The 22390-nt window shown below is 58.0% G+C and carries 24 protein-coding genes and 7 pseudogenes; 15 read left to right on the top strand and 16 right to left on the bottom strand.

From position 1 onward, the window contains the following. Nucleotides 1-4 precede the first annotated feature (4 nt). Both JZM24_RS11830 and flgA read right to left on the bottom strand, forming a co-directional pair. Nucleotides 5-277 carry a flagellar biosynthesis anti-sigma factor FlgM gene (locus JZM24_RS11830; protein ID WP_215669762.1) on the bottom strand — a complete coding sequence of 91 codons (273 nt, stop codon included), beginning with the start codon at nt 275-277 and terminating at the stop codon, nt 5-7. A 45-nt stretch (nt 278-322) separates the two neighbouring features. Continuing rightward, complete coding sequence (gene flgA, locus JZM24_RS11835) at nt 323-889, bottom strand: flagellar basal body P-ring formation chaperone FlgA (RefSeq protein WP_215669763.1); 567 nt, start codon at nt 887-889, stop codon at nt 323-325. A gap of 279 nt (nt 890-1168) precedes the next feature. Here flgA and flgB point away from each other — a divergent pair, with 279 nt between their 5' ends. From flgB to JZM24_RS11895, 13 genes and pseudogenes are all read left to right on the top strand, one after another. Beyond that, on the top strand, nt 1169-1582 hold the full coding sequence (flgB, locus tag JZM24_RS11840; protein WP_215669764.1) for a flagellar basal body rod protein FlgB: 414 nt from the start codon (nt 1169-1171) through the stop codon (nt 1580-1582). Between the two features lie 6 nt (nt 1583-1588). Then, nucleotides 1589-1993: a flagellar basal body rod protein FlgC gene (flgC, locus tag JZM24_RS11845; protein WP_215669765.1), complete on the top strand. Its 405-nt coding sequence runs from the start codon at nt 1589-1591 to the stop codon at nt 1991-1993. A 228-nt stretch (nt 1994-2221) separates the two neighbouring features. Continuing rightward, nucleotides 2222-2854, top strand: a complete 633-nt coding sequence (locus JZM24_RS11850; RefSeq protein WP_215669766.1) for a flagellar hook assembly protein FlgD — start codon at nt 2222-2224, stop codon at nt 2852-2854. A 105-nt stretch (nt 2855-2959) separates the two neighbouring features. Then, a pseudogene (locus JZM24_RS20070) lies at nt 2960-4130 on the top strand (flagellar hook-basal body complex protein); the annotation flags it as partial. Between the two features lie 15 nt (nt 4131-4145). Further along, nucleotides 4146-4904 (top strand): flagellar basal-body rod protein FlgF, encoded by a 759-nt coding sequence (gene flgF / locus JZM24_RS11860; protein ID WP_215669767.1) that lies wholly within the window; start codon nt 4146-4148, stop codon nt 4902-4904. 20 nt (nt 4905-4924) lie between these two features. Next, nucleotides 4925-5708: pseudogene (gene flgG, locus JZM24_RS11865) on the top strand (flagellar basal-body rod protein FlgG). A 64-nt stretch (nt 5709-5772) separates the two neighbouring features. After that, nucleotides 5773-6535: pseudogene (locus JZM24_RS11870) on the top strand (flagellar basal body L-ring protein FlgH). A gap of 30 nt (nt 6536-6565) precedes the next feature. Continuing rightward, nucleotides 6566-7663 (top strand): flagellar basal body P-ring protein FlgI, encoded by a 1098-nt coding sequence (locus JZM24_RS11875; protein WP_215670145.1) that lies wholly within the window; start codon nt 6566-6568, stop codon nt 7661-7663. Further along, nucleotides 7663-7905 (top strand): rod-binding protein, encoded by a 243-nt coding sequence (locus JZM24_RS18705; RefSeq protein WP_246579946.1) that lies wholly within the window; start codon nt 7663-7665, stop codon nt 7903-7905. Before JZM24_RS11875 ends, JZM24_RS18705 begins: the two co-directional genes overlap by 1 nt. Then, the gene (flgJ, locus tag JZM24_RS11880) at nt 7902-8609 is read left to right on the top strand and encodes a flagellar assembly peptidoglycan hydrolase FlgJ (RefSeq protein WP_246579947.1); all 708 of its coding nucleotides are present in this window, start codon (nt 7902-7904) and stop codon (nt 8607-8609) included. The genes JZM24_RS18705 and flgJ overlap by 4 nt, the downstream gene beginning before the upstream one ends. A 108-nt stretch (nt 8610-8717) precedes the next feature. Then, nucleotides 8718-9884 (top strand): flagellar hook-associated protein FlgK, encoded by a 1167-nt coding sequence (flgK, locus tag JZM24_RS11885; RefSeq protein WP_215669768.1) that lies wholly within the window; start codon nt 8718-8720, stop codon nt 9882-9884. An 18-nt stretch (nt 9885-9902) separates the two neighbouring features. Continuing rightward, nucleotides 9903-10379 carry a flagellar basal body rod C-terminal domain-containing protein gene (locus tag JZM24_RS11890; RefSeq protein WP_215669769.1) on the top strand — a complete coding sequence of 159 codons (477 nt, stop codon included), beginning with the start codon at nt 9903-9905 and terminating at the stop codon, nt 10377-10379. 53 nt (nt 10380-10432) lie between these two features. After that, entirely contained in the window at nt 10433-11386 is a 954-nt protein-coding gene (locus JZM24_RS11895) for a flagellin N-terminal helical domain-containing protein (RefSeq protein WP_215669770.1), read from the top strand. A 50-nt stretch (nt 11387-11436) separates the two neighbouring features. Here the strand turns inward: JZM24_RS11895 and fliR are convergent, their stop codons facing one another. The 7 genes and pseudogenes from fliR to JZM24_RS11930 all read right to left on the bottom strand — a co-directional run bounded on the left by fliR (nt 11437) and on the right by JZM24_RS11930 (nt 15606). Beyond that, complete coding sequence (gene fliR / locus JZM24_RS11900; RefSeq protein ID WP_215669771.1) at nt 11437-12225, bottom strand: flagellar biosynthetic protein FliR; 789 nt, start codon at nt 12223-12225, stop codon at nt 11437-11439. A 7-nt stretch (nt 12226-12232) separates the two neighbouring features. Continuing rightward, nucleotides 12233-12502, bottom strand: coding sequence for a flagellar biosynthesis protein FliQ (fliQ, locus tag JZM24_RS11905; protein WP_215669772.1), 270 nt, complete (start codon nt 12500-12502; stop codon nt 12233-12235). 18 nt (nt 12503-12520) lie between these two features. Then, a pseudogene (fliP, locus tag JZM24_RS11910) lies at nt 12521-13235 on the bottom strand (flagellar type III secretion system pore protein FliP). A gap of 87 nt (nt 13236-13322) precedes the next feature. Beyond that, the gene (fliO, locus tag JZM24_RS11915; protein ID WP_215669773.1) at nt 13323-13697 is read right to left on the bottom strand and encodes a flagellar biosynthetic protein FliO; all 375 of its coding nucleotides are present in this window, start codon (nt 13695-13697) and stop codon (nt 13323-13325) included. Further along, a pseudogene (gene fliN / locus JZM24_RS11920) lies at nt 13698-14106 on the bottom strand (flagellar motor switch protein FliN). After that, a complete protein-coding gene (gene fliM, locus JZM24_RS11925) occupies nt 14099-15112 on the bottom strand; it encodes a flagellar motor switch protein FliM (RefSeq protein ID WP_215669774.1) in 1014 nt (337 codons plus the stop codon). The pseudogene fliN and the gene fliM overlap by 8 nt, the downstream one beginning before the upstream one ends. 5 nt (nt 15113-15117) lie before the next feature. Then, nucleotides 15118-15606 (bottom strand): flagellar basal body-associated FliL family protein, encoded by a 489-nt coding sequence (locus JZM24_RS11930; RefSeq protein ID WP_215669775.1) that lies wholly within the window; start codon nt 15604-15606, stop codon nt 15118-15120. A 65-nt stretch (nt 15607-15671) separates the two neighbouring features. Between JZM24_RS11930 and JZM24_RS11935 the strand changes: the two genes are divergently transcribed. Then, a complete protein-coding gene (locus tag JZM24_RS11935; protein ID WP_215669776.1) occupies nt 15672-15950 on the top strand; it encodes a hypothetical protein in 279 nt (92 codons plus the stop codon). Nucleotides 15951-15974: 24 nt separating this feature from the next. Here the strand turns inward: JZM24_RS11935 and JZM24_RS11940 are convergent, their stop codons facing one another. The 5 genes and pseudogenes from JZM24_RS11940 to JZM24_RS11960 form a co-directional block, all read right to left on the bottom strand. Then, entirely contained in the window at nt 15975-16265 is a 291-nt protein-coding gene (locus tag JZM24_RS11940) for a flagellar hook-length control protein FliK (protein WP_215669777.1), read from the bottom strand. A gap of 64 nt (nt 16266-16329) precedes the next feature. Beyond that, the gene (locus tag JZM24_RS11945) at nt 16330-16965 is read right to left on the bottom strand and encodes a hypothetical protein (RefSeq protein WP_215669778.1); all 636 of its coding nucleotides are present in this window, start codon (nt 16963-16965) and stop codon (nt 16330-16332) included. Further along, complete coding sequence (gene fliJ, locus JZM24_RS11950) at nt 16962-17411, bottom strand: flagellar export protein FliJ (protein ID WP_215669779.1); 450 nt, start codon at nt 17409-17411, stop codon at nt 16962-16964. The genes JZM24_RS11945 and fliJ overlap by 4 nt, the downstream gene beginning before the upstream one ends. 10 nt (nt 17412-17421) lie before the next feature. Further along, nucleotides 17422-18798 (bottom strand): annotated as a pseudogene (fliI, locus tag JZM24_RS11955) (flagellar protein export ATPase FliI). Beyond that, a complete protein-coding gene (locus JZM24_RS11960) occupies nt 18770-19090 on the bottom strand; it encodes a FliH/SctL family protein (RefSeq protein ID WP_215670146.1) in 321 nt (106 codons plus the stop codon). Before JZM24_RS11960 ends, fliI begins: the two are co-directional and overlap by 29 nt. A gap of 29 nt (nt 19091-19119) precedes the next feature. Between JZM24_RS11960 and JZM24_RS11965 the strand changes: the two genes are divergently transcribed. Further along, entirely contained in the window at nt 19120-19350 is a 231-nt protein-coding gene (locus JZM24_RS11965) for a hypothetical protein (protein ID WP_215669780.1), read from the top strand. Between the two features lie 127 nt (nt 19351-19477). Here the strand turns inward: JZM24_RS11965 and fliG are convergent, their stop codons facing one another. Continuing rightward, a complete protein-coding gene (gene fliG, locus JZM24_RS11970; protein ID WP_215670148.1) occupies nt 19478-20467 on the bottom strand; it encodes a flagellar motor switch protein FliG in 990 nt (329 codons plus the stop codon). Next, nucleotides 20464-22154 (bottom strand): annotated as a pseudogene (gene fliF / locus JZM24_RS11975) (flagellar basal-body MS-ring/collar protein FliF). Before fliF ends, fliG begins: the two are co-directional and overlap by 4 nt. Nucleotides 22155-22390 lie beyond the last annotated feature (236 nt).

Here is a 22390-nt window from a genome sequence, read left to right on the forward strand (position 1 = left end):
CGCGTTAGCCTTGCCAGGCATTCAGTAGCAGGGCATCCGCCACGCGGCCGGAATCCATAGCCAATTTGCCGTGATTGACTGCCTGGCGTAATTGCGTGACGCGGGTCTGGTCAACATCCTGATTGCGCAGAGGTATTCGATCGCTAGGCGTCACCGCCTGAGCGCCGCGATCGCGGTGTGGTACCGCCTGCCGTCTCGGTAGCTCGGACTGACCGTGACGCAGGTCATTTACCACCGCCATGATGGCATGCGCGGGTAATGTGTGTTCTATGCTCATAGTTCACTCCTCGCCTGGGATTGAAGGGGACGGCCTATGTTCTGCTTATCGGCCCGGCGCGGTAAAACTTGAGAAAGGGCGTGCATTTTGCAACACCACGCCCTGATTATCGACGGCGGCATCGCTCATGGCTTTACCGTAATGGCGAACCCGAAACCCTGGCCCGCGGGTGACGACCGCCACCGGATTGCCCTGGCGGACTTTCCAGGGTGCGCGCAGCATATTGGCCGCCAGCGGCTGACCGGCTTGAATGGCACGGGTCGTGAGCGAGCCGGTCACCGGTTGCGTCGCGAAGATCACATCGAGCGACTGACCGGCCAGCTCCCCGTTTTCCCGTGCCACATCCTTGCTGCCAAGAGCGGTCCCCGTGGGCATGCCGCGGGCCGACACCCAATAATCGCCGCGGGCGCGCACCTTAATTTGCAAAAAATATCGCCGTGCGCCGCAGCGGGCGGTAACGCTCATATTGCCGCTCAGCCGGCCATAGCTGTCCAATTGCAGTTGCGGCGACGGGCAGTCCGGCAACAGCCGCGCCGGCGTGATGAACGTGACTTTCTGCACCAGGGAACGATCCGGGCGCTGCTGGCGTAATAGCGATTCCAGCCGCGTCACTAACGCGTCGCCGCTTTCTGCCGCGGCGGATAAAGGAAATAAAAAAGGCACAGCTGACTTAATGGTTTCCACCAAGAAGACGTTAATCCTTTCATCGTATTTTCCCTAAGGTTGTCCCATTGTTAATGGCAGCCGTAATATGGGGAGTAAGTATAGAAACAGCTTGCAAGAATTATAAGGCTAAATAAACGGCGAATGAGGCGCTATTTCGCACATTGCCCGCGCGGGCAGCTATTAACATAGTTAATTAATAATTCAATAACAGGCTGTAATAAAATAATGTTGGATAAACTGAGTGAAGACTTTCAATTTCAACAGGCCGCGCTGAATATATTGAATCGGCGCCAGGACGTATTGGCAGCCAATATCGCTAACGCCGATACACCGGGCTATCAGGCGCGGGATATCCCCTTCACGCGGGAATTACGCCGCGCGATGGAACAGGGACAACTGCATAATACCAATCTAAGTCTATCGTTGACCTCACAACAGCATATACCGGCGGAAGGGATTGTCCATCCCGATAATGGTTTGCTTTACCGTATTCCCGATCAGCCTTCTGCGGACGGTAATACGGTGGATATGGATCGTGAGCGGGTTAACTTTGCCGATAACGGCATGAAATATCAGGCCAGTCTGGCCTTCATCAACGGACAAATCAAAAGCATGATGTCCGTTCTTTCCAGAGGATAAATCGGTATGTCGTTATTCAGCATATTTGATATTTCCGGTTCGGCGCTGGCGGCGCAATCACAGCGTTTGAATGTAAGCGCCAGCAATATGGCCAACGCTGACAGCGTCACCGGCCCCAACGGCGAGCCTTATCGGGCCAAGCAGGTGGTGTTTCAACTCGACGCCGCGCCGGGCCAGCCTGTGGGCGGCGTGCGGGTAAGTCAAGTGCTTGACGATCCTTCCCCCTGGCGGCTGGTATATGACCCCGGTCATCCGCTGGCAGACGACAAAGGCTATATCAAAATGCCCAATGTCAACAGAGTCGCGGAAATGGTGAATACGCTGTCCGCGTCACGCAGTTATCAGGCCAATGTCGAGGTCATCAACAGTGCCCGGTCGATGATGATGAAAACTCTGGCTATGGGCCAGTAAAGGACAATGCGATGGAATTAGCAGGCCTGACGCCCCAGGAATATAGCGGTGGGGTTGCCACTCTTCTTGCGTCGCGAAATGAACCGGCAACGGGAAATCATTTCGCCTTAACCCAGGAGAGGGTGCAAGCGCGGGGAGCGTTGAAAGCCGGCAATAACGATACCGCTGCCAATAATAGCCGCGACCGACGATGCCGATATCATCAATAGCCGTGCCGCAACGGCGCCCATGGACGCTCAGTCAGAAGGCACCCAGGAGCTGATGGATAATTTTCTGCAAATGATGCTGGCGCAGATTAAAAACCAGGATCCCACCAATCCAATGGACAATAATCAGCTCGCCTCGCAAATGGCGCAAATGCACGTTGCCATGTGGGTGGAGAAATTGAATAACACCGTGTTGGGTATGGGGCAAATGGTCAATAGCGTGCAGGCCGTCAATTTGTCCAGCTGGGTTGGCCGTACCGTGCTGATCGCCGGCAAACCGTCGGTGTCGTTCGATGGGCAAACGGCCTACGGTTTTGAGTTACCCAGCGGCGCGGATGAAGTACGGGTCACCTTTACCGATGAGGAGGGCAAGACCTACACCCAAGAATACAAGGATGTGAAAGCCGGCGCCTATAAGTTAGATATCAATAAGGCCCAAACGACGACGCCGCTCGATCATCCTTCCTCCCGCGAAGAGAAAGCCAAGATATATGAAGTCAGCTTTGAAGCCAAAAATAAAGATGAAAATCGTCCGACGATAAATGCCCTTAAGACCGCCAAGGTTGAAAATGTATTTTTCAGCGGCGGCAGCGCGAAATTGGCACTCTGGTTGGACGGTTCTATTTATCTGAAGGATGTCATATTGATTGAATAGCTTCTCTTTACATTCATTACCACGTCATTTCACTATTACAGGAATATCAAAATGTGATTCGCTCAGGGAGTCAGCGGTCTAAACGCCGCAGCGCAGGCGCTGGATGTGATCGGTAATAATATAGCTAACGCGCAAACCATAGGATTTAAATCCTCTTCCGCCTCATTTGCCGATATGTTTTCGGGATCACTTATAGGGCTGGTAGTGCAATTGGCGGTGGTGGAGCAAAACTTTAATGATGGTACGTTGATTTCGGGGATGGGCAATATCAACATGGCTATCTCTGGAAGTGGTCTCTTTCGCCTTGCGGATGATGGGGGGAAAATATACTACAGCCGCAACGGTGAATTCGATCGTAATGAAAATGGCGAAATTGTTAATAAACAATGTAAACATCTCACCGGCTATAAAGCTACCGGCACGCCGCCAACGATTACAGGCGGCGCGCCCTTGACAAATATCACCGTGCCCGATGCGCCAATGCCAAGAGCGGTATCTACAGAAGGCAGTTTGGGTGACAACCTTCCCTCCAACGCTGAACCGCCGGAAGTCGCGGAATTCAATATTAAAGAGCATAAAAGTTATAACTACTCCACGCAGTTTACGTCCTATGACAGCTTGGGAAACCCGCACAACAACGAGGTTTAAGGGCAAAGAGGCCGGTCAGTGGACGGTAAAATGCTATGACGAAACCGCGCCTGTATTGTTGGATCCCAATGATAAAGAAAAACCTAAGATATTTAGCCAAGACATCACTTTTGATGCGTACGGTAATCTTGATGAAAAAACAACGCCAAAGCTCTCTCTTGAAAGCGCAAAACTCAATGGGGCGAATGAATTAAAGTTTGACATTACGCTCTTCGGGCTGAAACAGCAGGGTACCGAATGGACGAAAAGTTTACCCCAGACCAACGGCTATGGGGTAGGCAAATTCAACGGCTACGCCGTCGGCGATAACGGGCAGATTATCGCAACGTACAGTAATCAGCAGACCCAACTGATAGCGCAGGTGGTGATGGCCAGTTTCACCAACCCTGGCGGTCTGCAGCCCACCGGCGATAACTGCTGGACGGAAACCGGCGCGTCCGGCGTCGCGCTTATCGGCACCTCCGGCACCGGTAGTTTCGGCAACATCAGGGACAAGATGTTGGAAGCCTCGAATGTGGATATGAGCAATGAGCTGGTCAAAATGATGACCCAGCAGCGCAATTATCAGTCCAACGCCCAGACCATCAAAACCCAGGATCAGCTGCTGCAAACGCTGGTCACTATGCGCTGAGGATAATATGCCATGGATCGCGCGATATATACCGCCATGGGCGCGGCTTCCGCCGCGCTGACTCAGCAGAGCGTGGCCGCCAATAACCTGGCCAATGCGGCAACCACCGGTTTTCGGGCGCAGCTGGCGGCCTTTCGCGCCGCGCCGGTCAACGGGCCGACGCTCGCCACCCGTACGCTGGTGGTTCCATCAGTGCCGGGCAACGATTTCTCCCCAGGTCCTATCAATTACAGCGTCAACAATCTGGATGTGGCGCTGAGTCAGCACGGCTGGCTCGCGGTGCAATTGCCGGACGGCGGCGAAGCCTATACGCGCAATGGCCGGATCGAGACTGACAGCGAGGGAGGGCTCAGGGTACAGGATTATCCCTTGCTGGTGGCCGACGGCCAACCACTGACGGTGCCCCCCGGCGCCGCCGTCAGCATCGGCCCGGACGGGACGCTTTCCGTCCTGGGCGCCGGCGATGAGCCGCGAACCCTCGCCCAGATTGGCCAACTGAAGCTGGTTAGGGCCGAGCCTGACAGCCTGAGCCACGACGATAGCGGCCTGTTTACCCTCACTGACGCCGCGCGCGCGCAGCGCGGCGCCGTATTGCCCCCGGATCCGGCGCTGCGCCTGACACCAGGCGCCTTTGAAGGCAGCAACGTCAGCCCGGTAAAGACCATGGTGGCGATGATAGACAACGCCAGCAGCTTTGAAATGCAGATGAAGGTCATCAGCAACGTCAATGATAACGCCCGTGCCGGTAATCAGCTGTTAGCTATCGGTTAAGCCAGGAAGGAGAAAAGATCATGATGCGATCTTTAATGATTGCCAAAACCGGTCTCGAAGCGCAGCAGACCAATATGGACGTGATTTCCAACAATATTGCTAACGTCTCCACCATGGGGTTCAAGCGGCAACAGGCGGTATTTGAGGACTTGCTGTATCAAACGTTGCGTCAGCCGGGCGCCAAATCCTCCGAACAGACCGCGCTACCCTCTGGTCTCCAGTTAGGTACCGGCGTACGGCCTGTCGCCACCAAACGCATCCATTTGCAGGGCGGCTTAACCAATACCGGTAATCCCACCGATGTCGCCATCGAGGGGTCGGGATTTCTCCAAGTGTTGATGCCGGACGGCACCAATGCCTATACCCGCGATGGATCGTTGCAGCGCGATCAGTACGGTCAACTGGTCACCTCCAGCGGCTATCCCATTCAACCGGCGGTGACGGTGCCTAACGGGGCCTCCAACCTGACCATCAGTAAGGACGGTTTGGTCAGCGTTACTCTGCCCGGGCAGACCGAGCCGCAGGAAGTGGGGCAATTGACCCTCGCCATCTTCATCAACGATGCCGGTCTGATGAGCCTGGGGGAAAACCTCTACTACGAAACGCCGTCCTCGGGCGCACCGATGGAAAATACCCCCGGTTTAAACGGAGCCGGCGCGCTGAAGCAACAATTTCTGGAAAACTCCAACGTTAACGTCGCCCAGGAGCTGATTACCATGATTTATGGCCTAGCGCGCTTATGAGTTGAACAGCAAAGCAATATCCACCTCCGATCAGATGCTGCAGCGGCTGGCGCAGCTCTAAGGGGCACCATCAGGGGGCCGGTGTTTGGCCCCGCTTTTTCTTCTCACCTGCGTTGTTCACCTTTATGGAAAATATGAATCAGCTCTCATCGCTAAGACCCGCCGGGCGTCGGCGTTACGGCGCGCGAGTCACGCGTTGCGCCCTTGTCAGGGGAGGCGGTATTGCTCTAGCCACTCTGCTGCTGGGCGGCTGTGCCGCGCCGCCACCCCGGCCGCTGGTGGCCGGGGCCACCACCGCAACGCCGGCGCCGCCTATGCCCATCGCCATCAATGGCTCGGTGTTCCCAGCCCGGACAGGCGATGAACTACGGCTATCAACCGCTGTTTGAGGATCGCCGGCCGCGCAATATCGGCGACACGCTGACGATTCTGATGCAAGAAAACGTCAGCGCCAGTAAAAGCTCCTCCCCCAACGCCGATCGCAAAGGTAATACCGAATTGGGCATTAACGCCCTGCCCAGCATGCTCAACGGGTTGTTGGGGGGCGATCGTCTGGCGACGGATATCGAGAGTAGCAACGGTTTCAACGGCAAAGGGTGCGCCGCGGCAAAAAACGCTTTTAGTGGCACTATTACCGTGACCGTAAGCGATGTCCTGACCAACGGTAATTTACGCGTCGTGGGGGAAAAGCAGATAGCTATTAATCAGGGCACGGAATACATCCGTTTTTCCGGCATCGTCAACCCGCGCACCACCGACGGCAATAATCAGGTGTTGTCGACGCTGGTTTCCGATGCCCGTATCGAATACGTCGGCGACGGCTATATCATTGAAGCGCAGCAGATGGGTTGGTTACAGCGTTTCTTCCTTAATTACTTCCCCTTTTAAGGATAAGAAATGAACAAATCGGTTGTGAGAATGATGATAATCCTCTGCGCGATGAACGGGCTGCTGCTGGCGCCGCCACTCCAGGCAGAACGCATTCGCGACCTCACCACGGTACTGGGCGTGAGGGAGAATGCGTTGATCGGGTACGGGTTAGTCGTGGGCCTGGACGGCACCGGCGACCAGACCACCCAGACGCCGTTTACCACGCAAAGTCTGCGCAATATGCTTTCCCAGCTGGGCGTTACCGTGCCGACGGGGACCAATATGCAGTTGAAAAACGTCGCCGCGGTCATGGTGACGGCCAAGTTACCCGCCTTCGCCCGCGCTGGTCAGAAGATCGATGTGGTGGTCTCTTCGCTGGGCAGCGCCAAAAGTCTGCGCGGCGGGACTTTGCTGATGACGCCGTTAAATGGCGTGGATAACCAGGTGTATGCGCTGGCGCAGGGCAATATTCTGGTTTCTGGCTCCGGCGCCCAGGCCGGCGGCAGCCGGGTGCAGGTAAACCAATTAAACGGCGGACGCATCACCGGCGGCGCGATCGTCGAGCGCAGCGTACCGGCAGATTTTGCCGGCGGCAACGTCATTATGCTGCAGTTGAATAATGACGACTTTACGCTGGCGCAGCAGATAAGCGATGCCATCAATGGTCATTTCGGCCGCCGCAGCGCGCTGCCGCTGGATATCCGCACTATCAACGTCGCCGTACCGCCCGACGGGCCGGGCAAGGTGCGTTTCCTGGCTAGTTTGCAGAATATCCCCATCACGCTCGGGCCCACCGATGCGGTGGTGGTGATCAACTCCCGCACCGGCTCGGTGGTGATGAACCGGAACGTCGTGCTGGGTAGCTGCGCCGTGGCCCACGGGGAACTGACGGTCGAAGTCAACCGCACCTACAAGGTCAGCCAGCCCACGACGCCTTTCGGCGGCGGACGCACGGTGGTGGTACCGGATACCGCGATCAACGTGCGTAACGAAGGCGGCGCCCTGCAGCAAATCGACGGCGGAGCGAATCTTAATGATGTCGTCAGTGCCCTGAACGGCATCGGCGCCACGCCGAATGATCTGATGGCGATATTGCAGTCGATGCAAAGCGCCGGTTGTTTAAACGCCAAATTGGAAATCAACTAATGAGTGACGGCACCGCGTTATTCGGCTCGACGCTGGATTTCTCCCAGCTGGAAGCCATGAAGATCCGCGCCGCGCGGTCCTCCCGCCAAGGGATAGCGGACGCGGCCCGCCAGGTGGAGGGGCTGTTTGTGGACATGATTCTAAAGAGCATGCGTGCGGCGCTTCCGCAAGAAGGCTTGCTAACCAGCGCCCAAACCCAGCTGTATACCTCGCTCTACGACCAACAGCTGCGCAGGATTTGACCGCGCGCGGGGTCGGGCTGGCGCAAGCCCTGCGCGGGCAGCTCGGCGGGGGCGACACGCCGGCGCCTGCCGCCCGGCCGGTACCGATGTCGGTGTACCAAGGTGCCGACCCGCGGTTGCGGCCACCGACGGGGCAGCTTGCCGTCGATGGCCTGACGTTCCCTCCCGAGGCGTATGCCGACGCGCCGTGGGAATGGGGCACCGATACCGGCGGGTTCATTGCCCGTATCTCCGCGCCGGCGCAGCAGGCGGCGCGCGATAGCGGGCTTCCCCATCAGCTCATTGTGGCGCAGGCGGCGCTTGAATCTGGCTGGGGCGCGCGGGAGATTAAAACCGCTCACGGCGCGCCCAGCCACAATCTTTTCGGCATTAAGGCCGATGCCGGCTGGCAGGGCGAGAGCACGCAAATCACCACAACGGAGTGGATGGATGGGGTCATGCAGAAGGTAAAGGCCAAATTCCGCCTCTATGCCTCTTACGGCGACGCGCTGCGGGACTATACGCGGTTGCTGACGGAAAATCCCCGCTATCGGCGGGTGATGCAGGCCCGTACGCCGGAACAGGCGGCCCGTTCGCTGAAATCCTCGGTCTATGCCACCGATCCGCATTATGCCGACAAACTCATTACTATCATTGCGCAATTAAAATCATTTGGCCAGCGCGCGCAGGCGGCCTATCAGCACGATCTTGCCACGCTTTTTTAAACGGCGCGTTTGAGTTTTTATTCCGCCGGCCGATAAGCAAGATAAGCCTTCGCCGGCCGTTAACGCCTTGGCTGGCCGGCCACAATCTGACCAGGAGCAGGTACCCTTATGCTAAATTTATATTATCTTGCCAGTAGCGGTTTGCAAACCGGGCAGCAGGCGCTAATCGTCACCGGCAACAACCTCGCCAATGCCACCAATCCTAATTACAGCCGGCAAAACATCATATTAGGCGCTACGGGGGGGAGAATGACGTCCTCCGGTTATTTCGGCAACGGTGTCCGCGTCGAGGGCGTGGTTCGCGCTTTTGATGAATATACCAATGAGCGCGTGCGCGGCACGGATACCCTGCTGCGGGCATCCGAGGCGCATTATGCCAAAATGAGCGCGCTTGATTTGGAATTTGGCAGAACCTACAACGGTATCGATGCCAAGCTAAACAGCTTATTCAACGCCCTGAAAGACATTAGTAAACAGCCGACAGATGGGAACTATCGCAGTAGTGCTTTTACGGCGCTTAAAGAACTCACCAGCCGTTTCAACAAGCTTAGTGACGAATTAATTCATCAAGAGCAGAAAAATAACCAGGACATCCGCGAGTCGGTAAATAATATCAATCAATTAACCGGGCAGCTGGCGAATTTAAACCGTGAAATTCTTAATAGGCAGTCTGTCGACGGCAGTGGCGCCTTCGATCTGTTGGACAGGCGTGATGCGCTGTTACAGGCGTTGAGCCAGCAAACCGGCATCGCCACGCAGATTGATGGCCGCACCGGGGCGGTAGACGTGACCTTGAGCAACGGTCATATGCTGGTGAACGGCGATCAGGCCAGCGCGCTGGAGGTCACCACCGACGACAGTAACCCGGGGCGCCAGAGGGTTGCCTATCGCAACGTCGATAATATTATCATCCCGCTGGATGACCGCACGCTCGATAAAGGCAGGCTGGGCGGACTACTGGCGTTTCGCAATCAGGATCTGCCGGAGATCGGTAACCGGCTAAATGAACTGGCGCTGTACTTAAGCGACCGGTTTAATGAGGTCAATAGTCAGGGATATGATCTTAACAGTGATCAGGGCGGCGACATATTCAGCTACCGGCTGCCGCGCGCCATCGCCAATAGAAATAACACCGGCAAGGCCGAACTCTCGGTGGCGGGCATCAACACCGACGCTGAAGCCGGGACGGTGGCAAAACCGCAGGATTATACCCTGCGCTTTGAGGGCGGCCAATGGCGGGTGACGCGCACCGCTGATGGCAGCGAGGTAGCATAAGAAATTGTCGATGGCCAATTGACGTTTGAGGGCGTGACTATCGATATGCAAGGCGGCGCGCCGGCAGAGGGCGACAGTTTCCAATTAAATCCCTTCGGCGGCATAGCCGGTAGTGTGGCGGTGAGTATCAGCGGCGGCGATAAAATTGCCGCCGCGGTGCAGGATCAAGGTAAGGATAACGGGACAGGCAACAATGGTAACAGCATCGCGCTTGGCAATATCCAGCATGAAAAATTGATCCATGGCGCCACCCTTAGTGAAAGCTACGCCGGCCTGATTGGCTATGTCGGTACCACCACCCGCAACCTGATGGAAACGGCAAACTCGCAAGAAAAAGCCTTTCAGGACGCCTATGTGGAGCGTACCCAGAAAACGGGCGTCGATCTTAATCAGGAATACGTTCAGCTGGAAATGTACCGACAATATTACAATGCCAGCTCCCAGTTGCTGCAAACCGCGAATTCGCTGCTCGACACCCTGTTAAGCATTCACTGAACAGTCCCAATCAACCCGGGTACCGACCACGGGTCACCTTGATGAGGTAAGAAATGAATCTCAGCACCATTTATATGTATCAACAACAGAGCCAGTTCGTGATGGGCGCCACATCGCGCTATAACGATGTTGCCATGCGTTTAAGCGCCAATACCCTGGTATTGCGCCCTTCCGACGACCCCGCCGCGGCGGTGGATGCGGTCACTTACCGTAACGCTTTGGCGCAAATAGATTATTACGGCGGCACGCGCGGTTATGCCCGCGCCGTCCTGACGCAAGAGGGGGATACGCTGCAAACGGTCACCAACACCCTTTCCGCCATCAACGCCAAAATTATGGCGCTTCAAAAACCGGCCGGTGATCTCGCGCCGTTAATTCAGGAACTGAAGGGCCTGCGAGACGATCTGCTCGCCAGCGCCAACGTGCGGGATACCAGCGGCAATTATATATTTTCCGGCTATCAAGCCGGTGTACAGCCCTTTAAGAAAGCGGAGGGCAGCGATGATATTATTTATCAGGGCGGCAGCACCGCCATCGGCAAGCAGGTTGCCGAAGGCCGGGAAATGAAAGTTGGCCACGTCGGCAGCGATATTTTCAATATTGATGGCGACACGACCGTTTTCACACAGCTGGATAAACTGATCACCGCGCTGGTGGAGGATGCCGCGAAAGCGGAGGCTGGCGAAACAGCGTGGGGGACATGGCCGGGTGAAGCGCTGAAATCGGTGATGGAGGCGGCGCGCGGCGCAGTGAGAAAGACCGAAGACCAAGTGGGTAATGCGCAGGTGGCTTCCGGTATCAACCTGCAAACGCTCGACAATCTTGATGCCGCCGGCGTCAGTCAACGCGAGGGGATTATCGATCGGCTGCAGCAGGGGCTGGGACAGGATATGGGCTCACAGATAGCCATGATGACGGAGTTGCAGTTATCTAAAGTGTCGATGGATTCATCGCTGATGGTATTTCAAATGATGCAAAATATGTCTTTGTTTAACATGATGAAGTGAACCTGCGCTGCCCCAGCCGCCGGCGTCGACGAGTTGTCGCGCCGGTTTTTTTATGCCTGCGGGTTGTCGGCCATCGCGGTAAGGATGGCGGAAAGGTGTTGTAAAAGCGTGCTGAACAATCCATCGGCAAAGGTCGCCATTAGCGGCATCACCAGCATCAGCGCCAACAGACCGCCGCCGAGGGTCAGCGGAAAACCGATGACAAACACCGAAAATTGCGGTGTTAAACGGTTCAGCACCCCCAGTGTAATATTGAGTAACAGCAGCAACGTCACGGCCGGCAGCGCCAGCATTAGACCGCAGGAAAACAACAGGCCGGCGGCGCGCGCCAGCGCCAGAAAACTTTCGCCGTTAAGCGGCCGCGGCGTGATGGGGAGCAGTCGAAAACTGTCGACCAGGACATCAATCATGACCAGGTGCACGTCGAAAGAGACGAACAGCAACAGCAAAAGAAGATTGAACAGGCGGGCGATTATCGGGGCGTTCGGCCCGCTGAAGGGGTCGAAAAAGGTGGCGAATGAGAGTCCCATCTGCAAGCCTATCACTTCGCCGGCGAAGCGCACCGCGCTAAAGCCGAGCTGCAGCGTCAACCCCACCGTCACGCCAATGATCAGTTGTACCATGATAAGCCAGAGCCCCTCCACGGAGATGAAAGGGGTGGTTACCGGCTCCAGCCCTGGGGCGATCAGCAGAGTAATCAGCACCGCCAGGCCGATTTTCACCTTTTTAGTGATGATTTTTTCGCTCATCAGCGGCGCGCTAACGAAAAGCCCCAGTAAACGCGCCAGCGGCCAAAAGTGCGGGCCGATGGCCCCCGGCAGGGCGGTTAAGTCCAGCATGGTTCCCTTACCCTATCGAATATGGCAATTGGCTGAACAGCGTACGCATATAATCCAGCAGCAGGCTGAGCATCCACGGGCCGGCGATAACCAGGGCGGCGATGACCGCCAGAATTTTGGGTATAAACGACAGCGTCATTTCGTTGATTTGTGTGGACGCCTGCAGCAGGCTCACCAGAAGTCCGGTGACCATCGCGGCCAGCAGCGGCGGCGTGGAGATTGCCAGCCCGACTTTCATTGCGTCAAAACCCAGCGTCATTACGGCTTCAGGCGTCATGGCACGGCCTCGTATCGGTTAACTGAAAAAGCTTTGGGCCAGCGACCCGAGCAAGAGTTGCCAGCCGTCCACCATCACGAACAGCATTAGTTTGAACGGCAACGATACCGTGGTGGGGGGCAGCATCATCATGCCCAGCGCCATCAGGACGCTGGCGATGACCAAATCGATAATCAAAAACGGAATAAACAGCGTGAAACCGATCTGAAAGGCGGTTTTGAGTTCGCTGGTGACAAACGCCGGCAGCAGGATGCGCATCGGCACCTGGCTCAGGACCGGCGAACGCCGCCTGTTTTCCCAGCCGGGCGTAGAGCGACAAATCCGTTTCCCGCGTTTGGGTCAGCATAAACTGGCGCAGCGGCTGCGCCGCCCGCTGTATTGCCGTGTCCATATCAATTTGGTCCTGGGAAAACGGCAGGTAGGCATCGCGGTAAATAATGTCCAGCACCGGCGACATGACAAAAAAGGTCAAACATAACGCCAGCCAGAGCAAAACCTGGTTGGGCGGGGCGGAGGGCGTGCCCAGCGCATTGCGCAAGATGCCCAGCACGATGATGATGCGGGTAAATCCCGACATCAGCAGCAGCGCCGCCGGTAAGAAAGTGAGCGACGTCAGCAGCACCAACGTTTGTACCGGCAGCGACCAGCGCTGGCCGCCGTCGGGCAGGGGATGCATCTGTATCAGCCCCTGCTGCGCGGCGTGAGCGGCCTGAAGAGGCAGTAATATTAGCAAAAGCGGCAGCGGCCAGCAACACAAACGGCCACACGCCGCGCGCCGGCCTGTATCGCACGCAGCGCGGGGCACACTGAGTCGGTTTGCTCATGTTGTCTCCCGCGATTGGCGCCCGCGCGCCAGCAGCGCCGAGAACGTCGTCGGCGGCGGGTCGGAGGCATCATCGCCGGCGGGCATGGTATGCAGGTGTGTTATCCGCCCCGGCGTGACGCCGAGTACCAACCAGTGCTCGCCGGCCTCCACCACCACCACCCGTTCGCGGTTGCCGAGAGAACAGCCGGCACGGACTTTGAGCAGCGGCTGGCCGCCCTGTCGGGGTGCAGAAAAGCCAAAGCGCCGCGCCAGTTTGAGCAGCACCAGGATCAGCAGCAATATCGCCCCCAGCGATCCGGCCACGTTGAAAAGCACGGTGCCGTGGCCGCTTTCATGCGCAATCGGCGGCTGTAACGTGGTCTGTTTCATTTATCGGCTCAACCGGCGCATACGTTCGGCGGGCGTCACGATATCGGCAATGCGCACGCCGTATTGTTCTCCCATCACCACCACTTCGCCGCGGGCAATCAGGTAACCGTTTATGAGAATATCCAGCGGTTCGCCCGCCTGTCCTTCCAGCGGCACCACCGCGTCCTGCCTGGCTCAGATGCAGCAGTTCGCGGATGGTCATGCGGGTCCGTCCCAACTCGACGGTCATTTTCACTGGAATATCCAGGATCAGGCTGAGATCTTCCGCCAGCGGCGACGCCTCTTCGGCGGCGGAAGTAGGGGGGAATTCCGGCCCGGTCGGTGCCTGGCGTGCCGTTTCGCCAAGGTTTTGCCCGTTGGTTTCGTGCAAGAACGCCTCGTCGCCGGGCGTGTTGTGGGTATCACTCATGAGGACTGTCCTTGGTGTTTAATTGTTCAATACCTTGATTAATAACGTTTTCTACCCGCAATGCATACCGCCCGTTCAGGCTGCCGTAGCTGCCGAGGAAGACCGGGACACCATCAACGCAGGCGGTAAGCCTATCGGGGCGCGGGATCGGCAGGATATCGCCCCGTCGCAGCGCCATCACCCGCGACAGGCAGAGAGGCAGATCGGCAAAACGGGCGATAAGCTCCAGTTCGGTACCCTGCAGCTGTCTAGCCAGGTTTTGGCGCCAGTGACCCTGATCCTGCCGAAGATGTTCCGGCAGCGGTTTACTCAAGATCTCGTGCAACGGCTCCAGGGCGGCCTGCGAGAAAACGATGGCGAACTCGCCATGCAGGGTGCCGATGGCGACCCGAAACGGCGATACCACCACCATTTCGCCGTCGCTAAAGCCGGTAAAACGGCAGGACGTTTCCGCGGTGTTCAATTCCGTCTCCAGCGGATGCAACCCCAGCCAGGCGTCGCCATAGGCTATCAGCATCAGATCTAGCAAGCGGTCTATGACGCGCTGTTCCGCCGGGGTAAATTCCCGTTCTTGCGCCTCGGGCAGTCGCCCGCTGCCGCCGAAAAGCGTGTCGAGCGCGGTAAAGATAAAACCCGGCGTGAAGGCGAAGAGCGTGTTGCCCCGCAACGGTTTCAGACCGACCAGATTCAGGCTGGCGGGAGAACTCAGCTGAGCGGCGAATTCCCGGTACGGTTGGGTGACTATCGCATCCGCACTGATGTCGGTGCGGCGCTGCATTAGGCTGAACAGCGCACGGCGAAAGCGGCCGGCGAAATCCTGGTTTATCATCTCCAGCCCTTTCAGGCGCTCGCCCCCATGGCGTCGACGTTGTGCCGCATCAAAGGGCGAGCCCGCATCGGTTTTCGGCGAGGGCTGCTGTGCGGCGCGCGCCTGTGCCTGCCGCAAATCCTTTTTAGCCTGTTTACGCGTTGGCGGGACGGTGCGTGCGGATTCTTTCTCGGACATAGCGTTCACCGCACAATAAATGAATTGAAAAATACGTCAGTCACGTAGGGCGGCTGACCGTTGGGACGCTGCTGATTCAGCTCTTGCTTTATCTGCGTAAGTAAGGCCTGTTTGTCTGCTGCGGACGAGAGTGAGGCCGGGGAGCGCTGTGATAGCAGCAAAATCAGATGATTGCGCAATTCGGGTAATTGAATTTCCATTAGTGCGCGTGTCTCCTCGTCCTGCAAACGCAGGGTTAAACCGATATACAGCATGGCGCCGTAATCTCCGTCGTCCGGTTGTAAACTCACGGTAAAGGCGTCCAGCGGGGAATATACCGGCGGTAACGCGCTTTCCGCCGGTAGTCCGTCCACCGTCTGCGCATGGGGAATCAGTTCCTCTTTCATACCTGGCTGCAGATAGACGAGCAGGCCGAGCACCAGCACGGCAATTGTTCCCAGAATGATGACCGCGGCGGCACGGTATTTGATAAAAAAAGCCTTAATGCCTGACACGTCTTTTGCACCTGTAGCCAAAAATCTTCTGCCTTGTCACCGCGCGCCTGCGGCCAGGCGTCGTAGTGAGTATCCCGTTAATCACCCCGAATAAAGGGGAAAAGAAACGGCTTAAACGCCTTTACTTTGCCCCTTCAGGCATAGATATCTATACCGCCGCGATACCCCGTGCCGCTACCGACTGGAACGCTGCCGTTGCGATGCGCCACCCACAGCGGTTCACTTGGCGTCCGCCCGTGCTGCGGCCTTTCACCGTGGCCCTGCTGTTGTCCGGCGGTCTGATGGCCGGACGCTTCGGTGCCGACGCTGGTATCGCCAACCGCGATGCCGTGTTCCGCCAGTGAGGTGCGCAACTGGGTCATGGCGGTTTACAACACCGCCCGCACCTGTTGATTGTCGGCAGCAAAATGGAGCTGCAACTGCTCCTGATTCAGGCGCAGATTGACCTTTACCGCGCCCAACTCCTGTGGATGGAGATGCAGCTGGGCGTGAAAAATGCCGTTACGGTTAAACAGCATGATCTGTTCGCCGAGATGCTGTTGCCAGGCCGGTGAACCTAATGGCTGGCGCAGGTGTGCGGTGGGCATCGGCGGCGGGGTCTGGACCGGCTGGGAGGCCGGATCGGTGGTAACGGCGGCAAGCCCCGCCAATGTTGTCACCGTGGGCGCAGGCGTCGCGGTTGCGGCAAGACGGTCAGTCTGCGGCGCTGTCCGCAACGGCGCATCACCGCGAACGCGCGCGCGTGGCGTCTGCCTGGCCGTTGACGGACTCAACACGCGGTAATGGATTTTCCGCGTGTTTTGCGTTTCGCTTGGCGTCCGACGGCAGGATCAGTAATGGCTGCCGCGCCTGCCGGCCCTGTGCATCGGCGGTTTCCGGCGCGGCTGCCGCGAGGGAATATGTCGCTTCTTTGCGTCGGCCGTCGGCGCCGGGCTGAGGTTGCGCCGGGTCATCGGCCGTGGCGCGGGGATCATTCAACGCCAGCGCCACGCCGTCGCCCGAATGACTCCCCGAGCCGGGGGCGATGCCCAATTTCGCCAGTACCGGATCGCCATCGGCGGGCCATTGTTGCAATGCCAACTGCGCCAGCAGCGCCTGCAAATGCTGCAACTCGTCATCGTCCAACGCGTTATCTCCCTCTGCCAGACGCTGGTTGATAAGGGCAGCCAGAGCTTTGCAGCGCTGCGTCAGGGAGGCCTTCGGGTCCGCGACCGTGCTGTCGGCGCCCGCGTCCTGACGCCGCGTGCCGGCGAGATACTGTTGTAAGGCATCGGCAAATTCGCTTTGGGGCAATTCGGCGGCGGCGGTGGCGAAAGTCTGCCCGCTGTCGCCGATAACCCTGCTCGCAGTGGGTATCATGATTCCACTCTCCTTAAGGACGCCCGCAGCGCGAACTCATCCATTTGTTTTTGATTGAGGCGGCATTCGCGCAGTTGACGCGCGCTCTCGGAACGCGTTTTGAGAATTTCAAATGCGTTAAGCCGCTGTTTTTTCTGTTGCCAGTGGGCCACCGCCAGATCGACCCGCGATTGAAACACCGACACTTGCTGACTGTGATGGGCAACAATTTTATACAGTGAGGCAATAAATGACTGATAATTAATCCATTTATCAACATTCAGACCGGTGCCGGTCATATTCTCCTTAAGCTGTTTGCGATATTCCTGCTCGTACCACATCAGTTGATTTAGCTGCACCACGGCGCTGGCGTGCGCGCTGCAGCAAGCGCCGAGCTGAATCAGGGCTTCTTCCAACGCCCGTTCAGCATGCTCCCTCAAGGTTTCGATAGGCGATGTACTGGTCATGAAGCATTCCTTATGCGGTTGAAGGGGGGAGGACAAGATCGGACAGCTGCTGACAGGATTGGGCGTAATCACAAGGTTGCGAGACATCCTGACGTAGATAGCTTTCCAACTGGGGATAATGGGCAATCGCTTGATCGAGCAGCGGGTCGCTGCCGGCGGCGTAGTCGCCTACCGACAGCAAATCGCGATTGCGCTGATAGCTGGCGAGCCACTGTTTCACCTGTTGGACCTGCTGGAAATGGGTCGTATCCACCAACGCGGTCATCGCCCGGCTGATGGACGCCTCGATGTCGATGGCGGGGTAATGCCCCGACTTGGCAAGCTGACGTGACAACACCACATGGCCATCCAGAATGGCCCGGGCGGCATCGGTGATGGGATCTTGCTGGTCGTCCCCTTCCGTTAGTACGGTATAAAAGGCGGTGACTGAGCCGCCGCCGTCCGCGCCGTTGCCGGCGCGTTCCACCAGCGCGGTCAATTTGGCAAATACCGATGGCGGATAGCCTTTGGTGGCCGGCGGCTCGCCGATGGCCGGGCCGATTTCGCGCTGCGCCATTGCATAGCGCGTCAGGGAGTCCATGATAAGCAGCACATGCTGGCCGCGATCGCGAAAATATTCGGCGATACGCGTGGCGTAAGCGGCCCCCTGCATACGCAGCATCGGCGAAACATCCGCCGGCGCGGCGATAATGACCGCACGAGCGATGCCCTCCTCGCCGAGGATATTTTCGATAAAATCCTTCACCTCGCGCCCGCGCTCGCCTATCAGGCCGACGACGATCATATCGGCCTGGGTATAGCGCGCCATCATGCCGAGCAGCATACTCTTGCCCACGCCGGAGCCGGCAAACAAGCCCATGCGCTGCCCGCGGCCTACCGTCAGCAGGCCATTTATCGCGCGCACGCCCACATCGAGTACATCGGTGATGGGACTGCGCGCGAGAGGGTTAAGCGGCGGGCTGTAGAGTGAGGCGCGCTAACCGGTTTCCGGCGGCGGCAGGTTGTCCAGGGGATGCCCGCTACCGCAGAGTATGCGGCCCAACAGCGCCGGACCCAGGGGAAGTAAGCGGGCGGAGGCTTCGCCGTTAGCTGAACCCGGCGCATAGACGCGGGCGCCAGGCAGGATGCCCTCTACGTTTTCCAGCGGCATCAGAAACAACTGCCGGCCTTTGAACCCGACGACTTCGGTTTCGACCTGCCCTACCGCCTTGACGTCATAGCGTTCGATAAGACAGGTGGCGCCGAGAGGGAGTTGCAACCCTATTGCCTCCATCACCATGCCGGTTGCCCGCGTCAGGCGTCCGTAGTGGCGGCAATCCGGTACGGCGGTTATCAGGCTCTCTTGGCGCGCCATTGCCTTAAGCCAGCGTTCCAGCTGCAAGGTCATGCGACAAGCCCTCCTTGAGCATCTGGCATAGCTGCTGCCAGCGGGTTTCCAGGGTGGCATCCACTTCGCCGTCCTCGGCGATGATGCGGCAACCGCCGCGCAGCAGCTGTCCATCGGCCAGCAGGCGCCAGCCCTGGTTTTCCAGCGTGCTGCCCAAATGGTGCTGTAGCGACGACAGATCGTCGGGGTGCACATACAGCCGCAGACAGCCGTCGAACAGCGGTCGTTCGTGCAGTAGCTGTTGAATGGTTTCCAGCACGACACGGGTGTCGCATACCGGCGACTGGCCCAGAACCTTGCCGGCCCCGCCGTCAGCGCGATTTGCATCAGCCGCGCCGGCATCACCGCATCCAGTCCGGTGAGGGTAGCCTTCATTTCGCGCAGCAAATCCGCCAGTTGGGCGGTTATCTGCCCTTGTTCGGCCTGTGCATCCGGCAACCCCTGGTCAAAACCGGCGCTGCGACCCTTATCAAAACCTTGCCGGTAGCCCTGCTGCTTGCCTTCCTGCTGACCTTGCTTAAACCCGCGTTGTTCCGCCTGGCTGCGCAGTAGCGTCAGCTCCGTCTGCCAGGCGTTGTCGTCATGATTTGCTGTCGCCAGCGGTGCCGGAAGGCTGTCGGTGAACGCCAAGGCCAAATCCGCCGGCAGCCAGCGTTGCCAGCGCGGTTGTTCGGCGTGCTCAGACATAGTTTTCCCCGTCCTTATTAATGACTATCTCATCGGCATCGGCCAGACGGCGGACCACGGCCAGAATCGCCTTGCGCTCGCTTTCCACCCGCGACAATTTGACCGGGGCGCTGAGAGCGAGATCATCACGCAAAATCTCCGCCTGACGCTGCGACATATTGCCCAAGATCCTTTCCACCAGCGGCGGCGCGCAGCCTTTCAGGGCAATGATGAGCACATCGGTGTCGATCTCTTGCAGGATACGGCGCAGACTGCGATCGTCCAGATCCTGCAAATCATCGAACATAAACATCTGATCGACTATTTTCTCCGCCAGGCTTTCATCAAAGGCGCGTACGGCGTCGATCGCCGCCTCTTCCTGCCGGCTTTGCATGTAATTGAGGATCTCCGCCGCCGGACGCACACCGCCCTTATTGCTTTGCCGGCTGTGTTGACCGCGCAGTAAATCATTTAACGCCAGGGTCAGCTCTTGCACTGCGGCCGGCTGCAGGCCGTCCAGCATGGCGATACGCACCAAGATGTCGTTACGCAGCGTTTCTTCCAGACCGGAGAGAACTTCGGCGGCCAGACTACGCTTGAGCAACACCAGAATGGCGGCGATCACCTGGGGATGTTCAGCCTGAATAAGCGCCGCTACCGCCTGCGGTTTCATTGCGTTTAATGCGTCAATGCCGCGGTCATCGTCCGCGCCGGTGATGTGCAATTCTTCCAACAGCAGCAGAGCGCGGTCCTCTCCCAGCGCGCTGATAATGGCCGCGCGCAGATAGTCGTAGCTGTCCTTCTCCGGGCTTATCATCGTCTCCGCGTCGCTATGAAAGGCATCAAGCACGCTGGTCAATTGCTGCCGGGAGTAGATGCCCAGCGAGGCCATCGTCTTACCTATTGCCTCCACCTCCTGCTTGTGCAGATGTTTAAATACGGCGGCGGCGGACTCCTCCCCCAGCGTCAGCATGACGATGGCGCTTTTTTCGATGGCATTCATGATGGTTGTTGCTCGCGGGTTATCCATTGACGCAGTATCCTTGCCACCATCTGTGGCCGGGCGGCGGCGACATCACGCAGCTGTCGGATACTGTCCTCCATTGCCTGTCGGGCTTTTTCGCGTGTTTCCTTCTCCAGCTCGCTGCGCGAAATGGGGCGCGGTTCATCCCGCGGCTGGCTGGCTTCGTACTGCGCCCGGATACGTTCGCGCTCGATCTCCTGTTGCCGCTGCCAGAGTGGACGAAGCCCTTTACGCCATGCCAGCCAGAACAGCAGTGCCACCAGCGCATAACGTAAGAGGCTGAATGCGATAGACTGCAGGGTCGGATTCTGCCAGAACGGGAGCGGCAACAGAATGTCTTGATTGGCGCCGAAGCGGGTATTAACGATGTTGAGCGTATCGCCGTGTTCGCTGGAAAAGCCCACAGCCTCGCGCACCAACGCCGTCACGTCCTGCATTTCCTGCGGCGTCAAATGCACGCGATTGCCGTTGCTTTCCTCACGGTCGTTGACCACCACCGCCACCGACAAGCGTTTGATGACGCCGGGGCGAAACCGGCTGTGGGTCAGGGTGCGGTCGACTTCATAATTGATGGTTTTGTCGCTCTGGCTGCTGTGAGGCGGCGCCACGACAGGGGCGGGCTCGGGAGCACTGCCTTTGGCGGGAGGCTTTTTGTTGGCGGCGGCGGCGGATTCAATCGGTGCCGTGGCCGGTGGCGTGGGCTGATTGCTGAGCGCCCCCGGTACACCACCAGGCGCCTGCACACCGGTCGTATCGCTGGCGCTGAGCTGCTGGCTGCGGATCACCATTTCCTCCGGGCGTCCGTTGGGCTTATGCTGCTCCGCCGTTTGTTCCACCGCGGTAAAGTCCAACTGGGCGGTCACTTCCGCGCGTACGTTGGCCGCGCCTATCACCGGTGCCAGTATCGCGCTGATGCGCCGTTGCAAATCGCCTTCCACCTCACGGGTGTAGGTCAATTGGCTGGTACTGAGGTTGAGTTCATTGTTGCCGGGTTGAGCGAGCAATTGACCCTGGCTGTCCACCAGGGTGATATTGCCGGCGGGTAAATCGGGCACGGTCCCCGATACCAACCAGGTGATGGCTTGAATTTGACCGGCGTCCAGCGCCCGCCCCGGATATAACGCCAAGGTCACCGAAGCTGTGGCCGGCTTGTACTCGCGTACGAACAGCGAGGGTTTCGGCATCGCGTATGGACCCGGGCCGATTTCACCGGATTAAGCGTTTCAATGGTGCGGGCGATTTCACCTTCCAGCGCCCGTTGATAGTTGATCTGTTCACTGAATTGGCTCATGCCGAATTTTTCGCGATCCAGCAGTTCAAAACCCAGTGCTCCACCTTTCGGCCCCCCCTTTTGCGCCAGCAGCAGCCGTGTTTCTTGCACCCGGTCGCCAGGTACCATAATCGCGCTGCTGTTGCCGGCAAAGCGGTAGGGAATATTCATCGTGGTCAGTTCGGCCACCACGGCGCCGCCGTCCTGATCGCTGATATTGCTGTACAGAATGCGATAATCCGGCGTTCTGGCCCACAGCAGCAAGACAATAGCCAGCGCGATCCCCGCTGCGCCGGCCGCTAATAGCATATATTTCGGATGGCCGCGAAAACGCGCTATTAGGTTGGTCAGGCTTATTGCCGGTTTTGCATTGATATCCATGGCCGAGGCATTCATGCAGGATCCCTGAAGCAGAATTAAAAACAAAGAGTCATGGTGGTAGGGTGAGGAAATAAACGTCCTCATCACAAGGGAATAGTTTTCCATCGTCCAACGACGTAATTTCCAAATCGGTGTCAATCTTGGCACAGGGTGACCCGCCTGATAGGCAAATAAGCTTGCGCTTTTATTGTTAATTTCGCCATTCAGCCCTGCCCCGGCATGTTAATGTGCTGAAGTCAGGTATTTGAGGA

Source organism: Candidatus Sodalis endolongispinus (genome assembly GCF_018777395.1).
Taxonomy (GTDB): Bacteria; Pseudomonadota; Gammaproteobacteria; order Enterobacterales; family Enterobacteriaceae; genus Sodalis_B; species Sodalis_B endolongispinus.

Excerpts from the sequence above, each read along its gene's own strand:
- JZM24_RS11830 (WP_215669762.1), bottom strand. The coding sequence starts at position 277 with ATGAGCATAGAACACACATTACCCGCGCATGCCATCATGGCGGTGGTA.
- flgB (WP_215669764.1), top strand. The coding sequence starts at position 1,169 with ATGTTGGATAAACTGAGTGAAGACTTTCAATTTCAACAGGCCGCGCTG.
- flgC (WP_215669765.1), top strand. The coding sequence starts at position 1,589 with ATGTCGTTATTCAGCATATTTGATATTTCCGGTTCGGCGCTGGCGGCG.
- JZM24_RS11850 (WP_215669766.1), top strand. The coding sequence starts at position 2,222 with ATGGACGCTCAGTCAGAAGGCACCCAGGAGCTGATGGATAATTTTCTG.
- flgF (WP_215669767.1), top strand. The coding sequence starts at position 4,146 with ATGGATCGCGCGATATATACCGCCATGGGCGCGGCTTCCGCCGCGCTG.
- JZM24_RS11875 (WP_215670145.1), top strand. The coding sequence starts at position 6,566 with ATGATGATAATCCTCTGCGCGATGAACGGGCTGCTGCTGGCGCCGCCA.
- JZM24_RS18705 (WP_246579946.1), top strand. The coding sequence starts at position 7,663 with ATGAGTGACGGCACCGCGTTATTCGGCTCGACGCTGGATTTCTCCCAG.
- flgK (WP_215669768.1), top strand. The coding sequence starts at position 8,718 with ATGCTAAATTTATATTATCTTGCCAGTAGCGGTTTGCAAACCGGGCAG.
- JZM24_RS11895 (WP_215669770.1), top strand. The coding sequence starts at position 10,433 with ATGAATCTCAGCACCATTTATATGTATCAACAACAGAGCCAGTTCGTG.
- fliR (WP_215669771.1), bottom strand. The coding sequence starts at position 12,225 with ATGCTGGACTTAACCGCCCTGCCGGGGGCCATCGGCCCGCACTTTTGG.
- fliQ (WP_215669772.1), bottom strand. The coding sequence starts at position 12,502 with ATGACGCCTGAAGCCGTAATGACGCTGGGTTTTGACGCAATGAAAGTC.
- fliO (WP_215669773.1), bottom strand. The coding sequence starts at position 13,697 with ATGAAACAGACCACGTTACAGCCGCCGATTGCGCATGAAAGCGGCCAC.
- fliM (WP_215669774.1), bottom strand. The coding sequence starts at position 15,112 with ATGTCCGAGAAAGAATCCGCACGCACCGTCCCGCCAACGCGTAAACAG.
- JZM24_RS11945 (WP_215669778.1), bottom strand. The coding sequence starts at position 16,965 with ATGATACCCACTGCGAGCAGGGTTATCGGCGACAGCGGGCAGACTTTC.
- fliJ (WP_215669779.1), bottom strand. The coding sequence starts at position 17,411 with ATGACCAGTACATCGCCTATCGAAACCTTGAGGGAGCATGCTGAACGG.
- fliG (WP_215670148.1), bottom strand. The coding sequence starts at position 20,467 with ATGAATGCCATCGAAAAAAGCGCCATCGTCATGCTGACGCTGGGGGAG.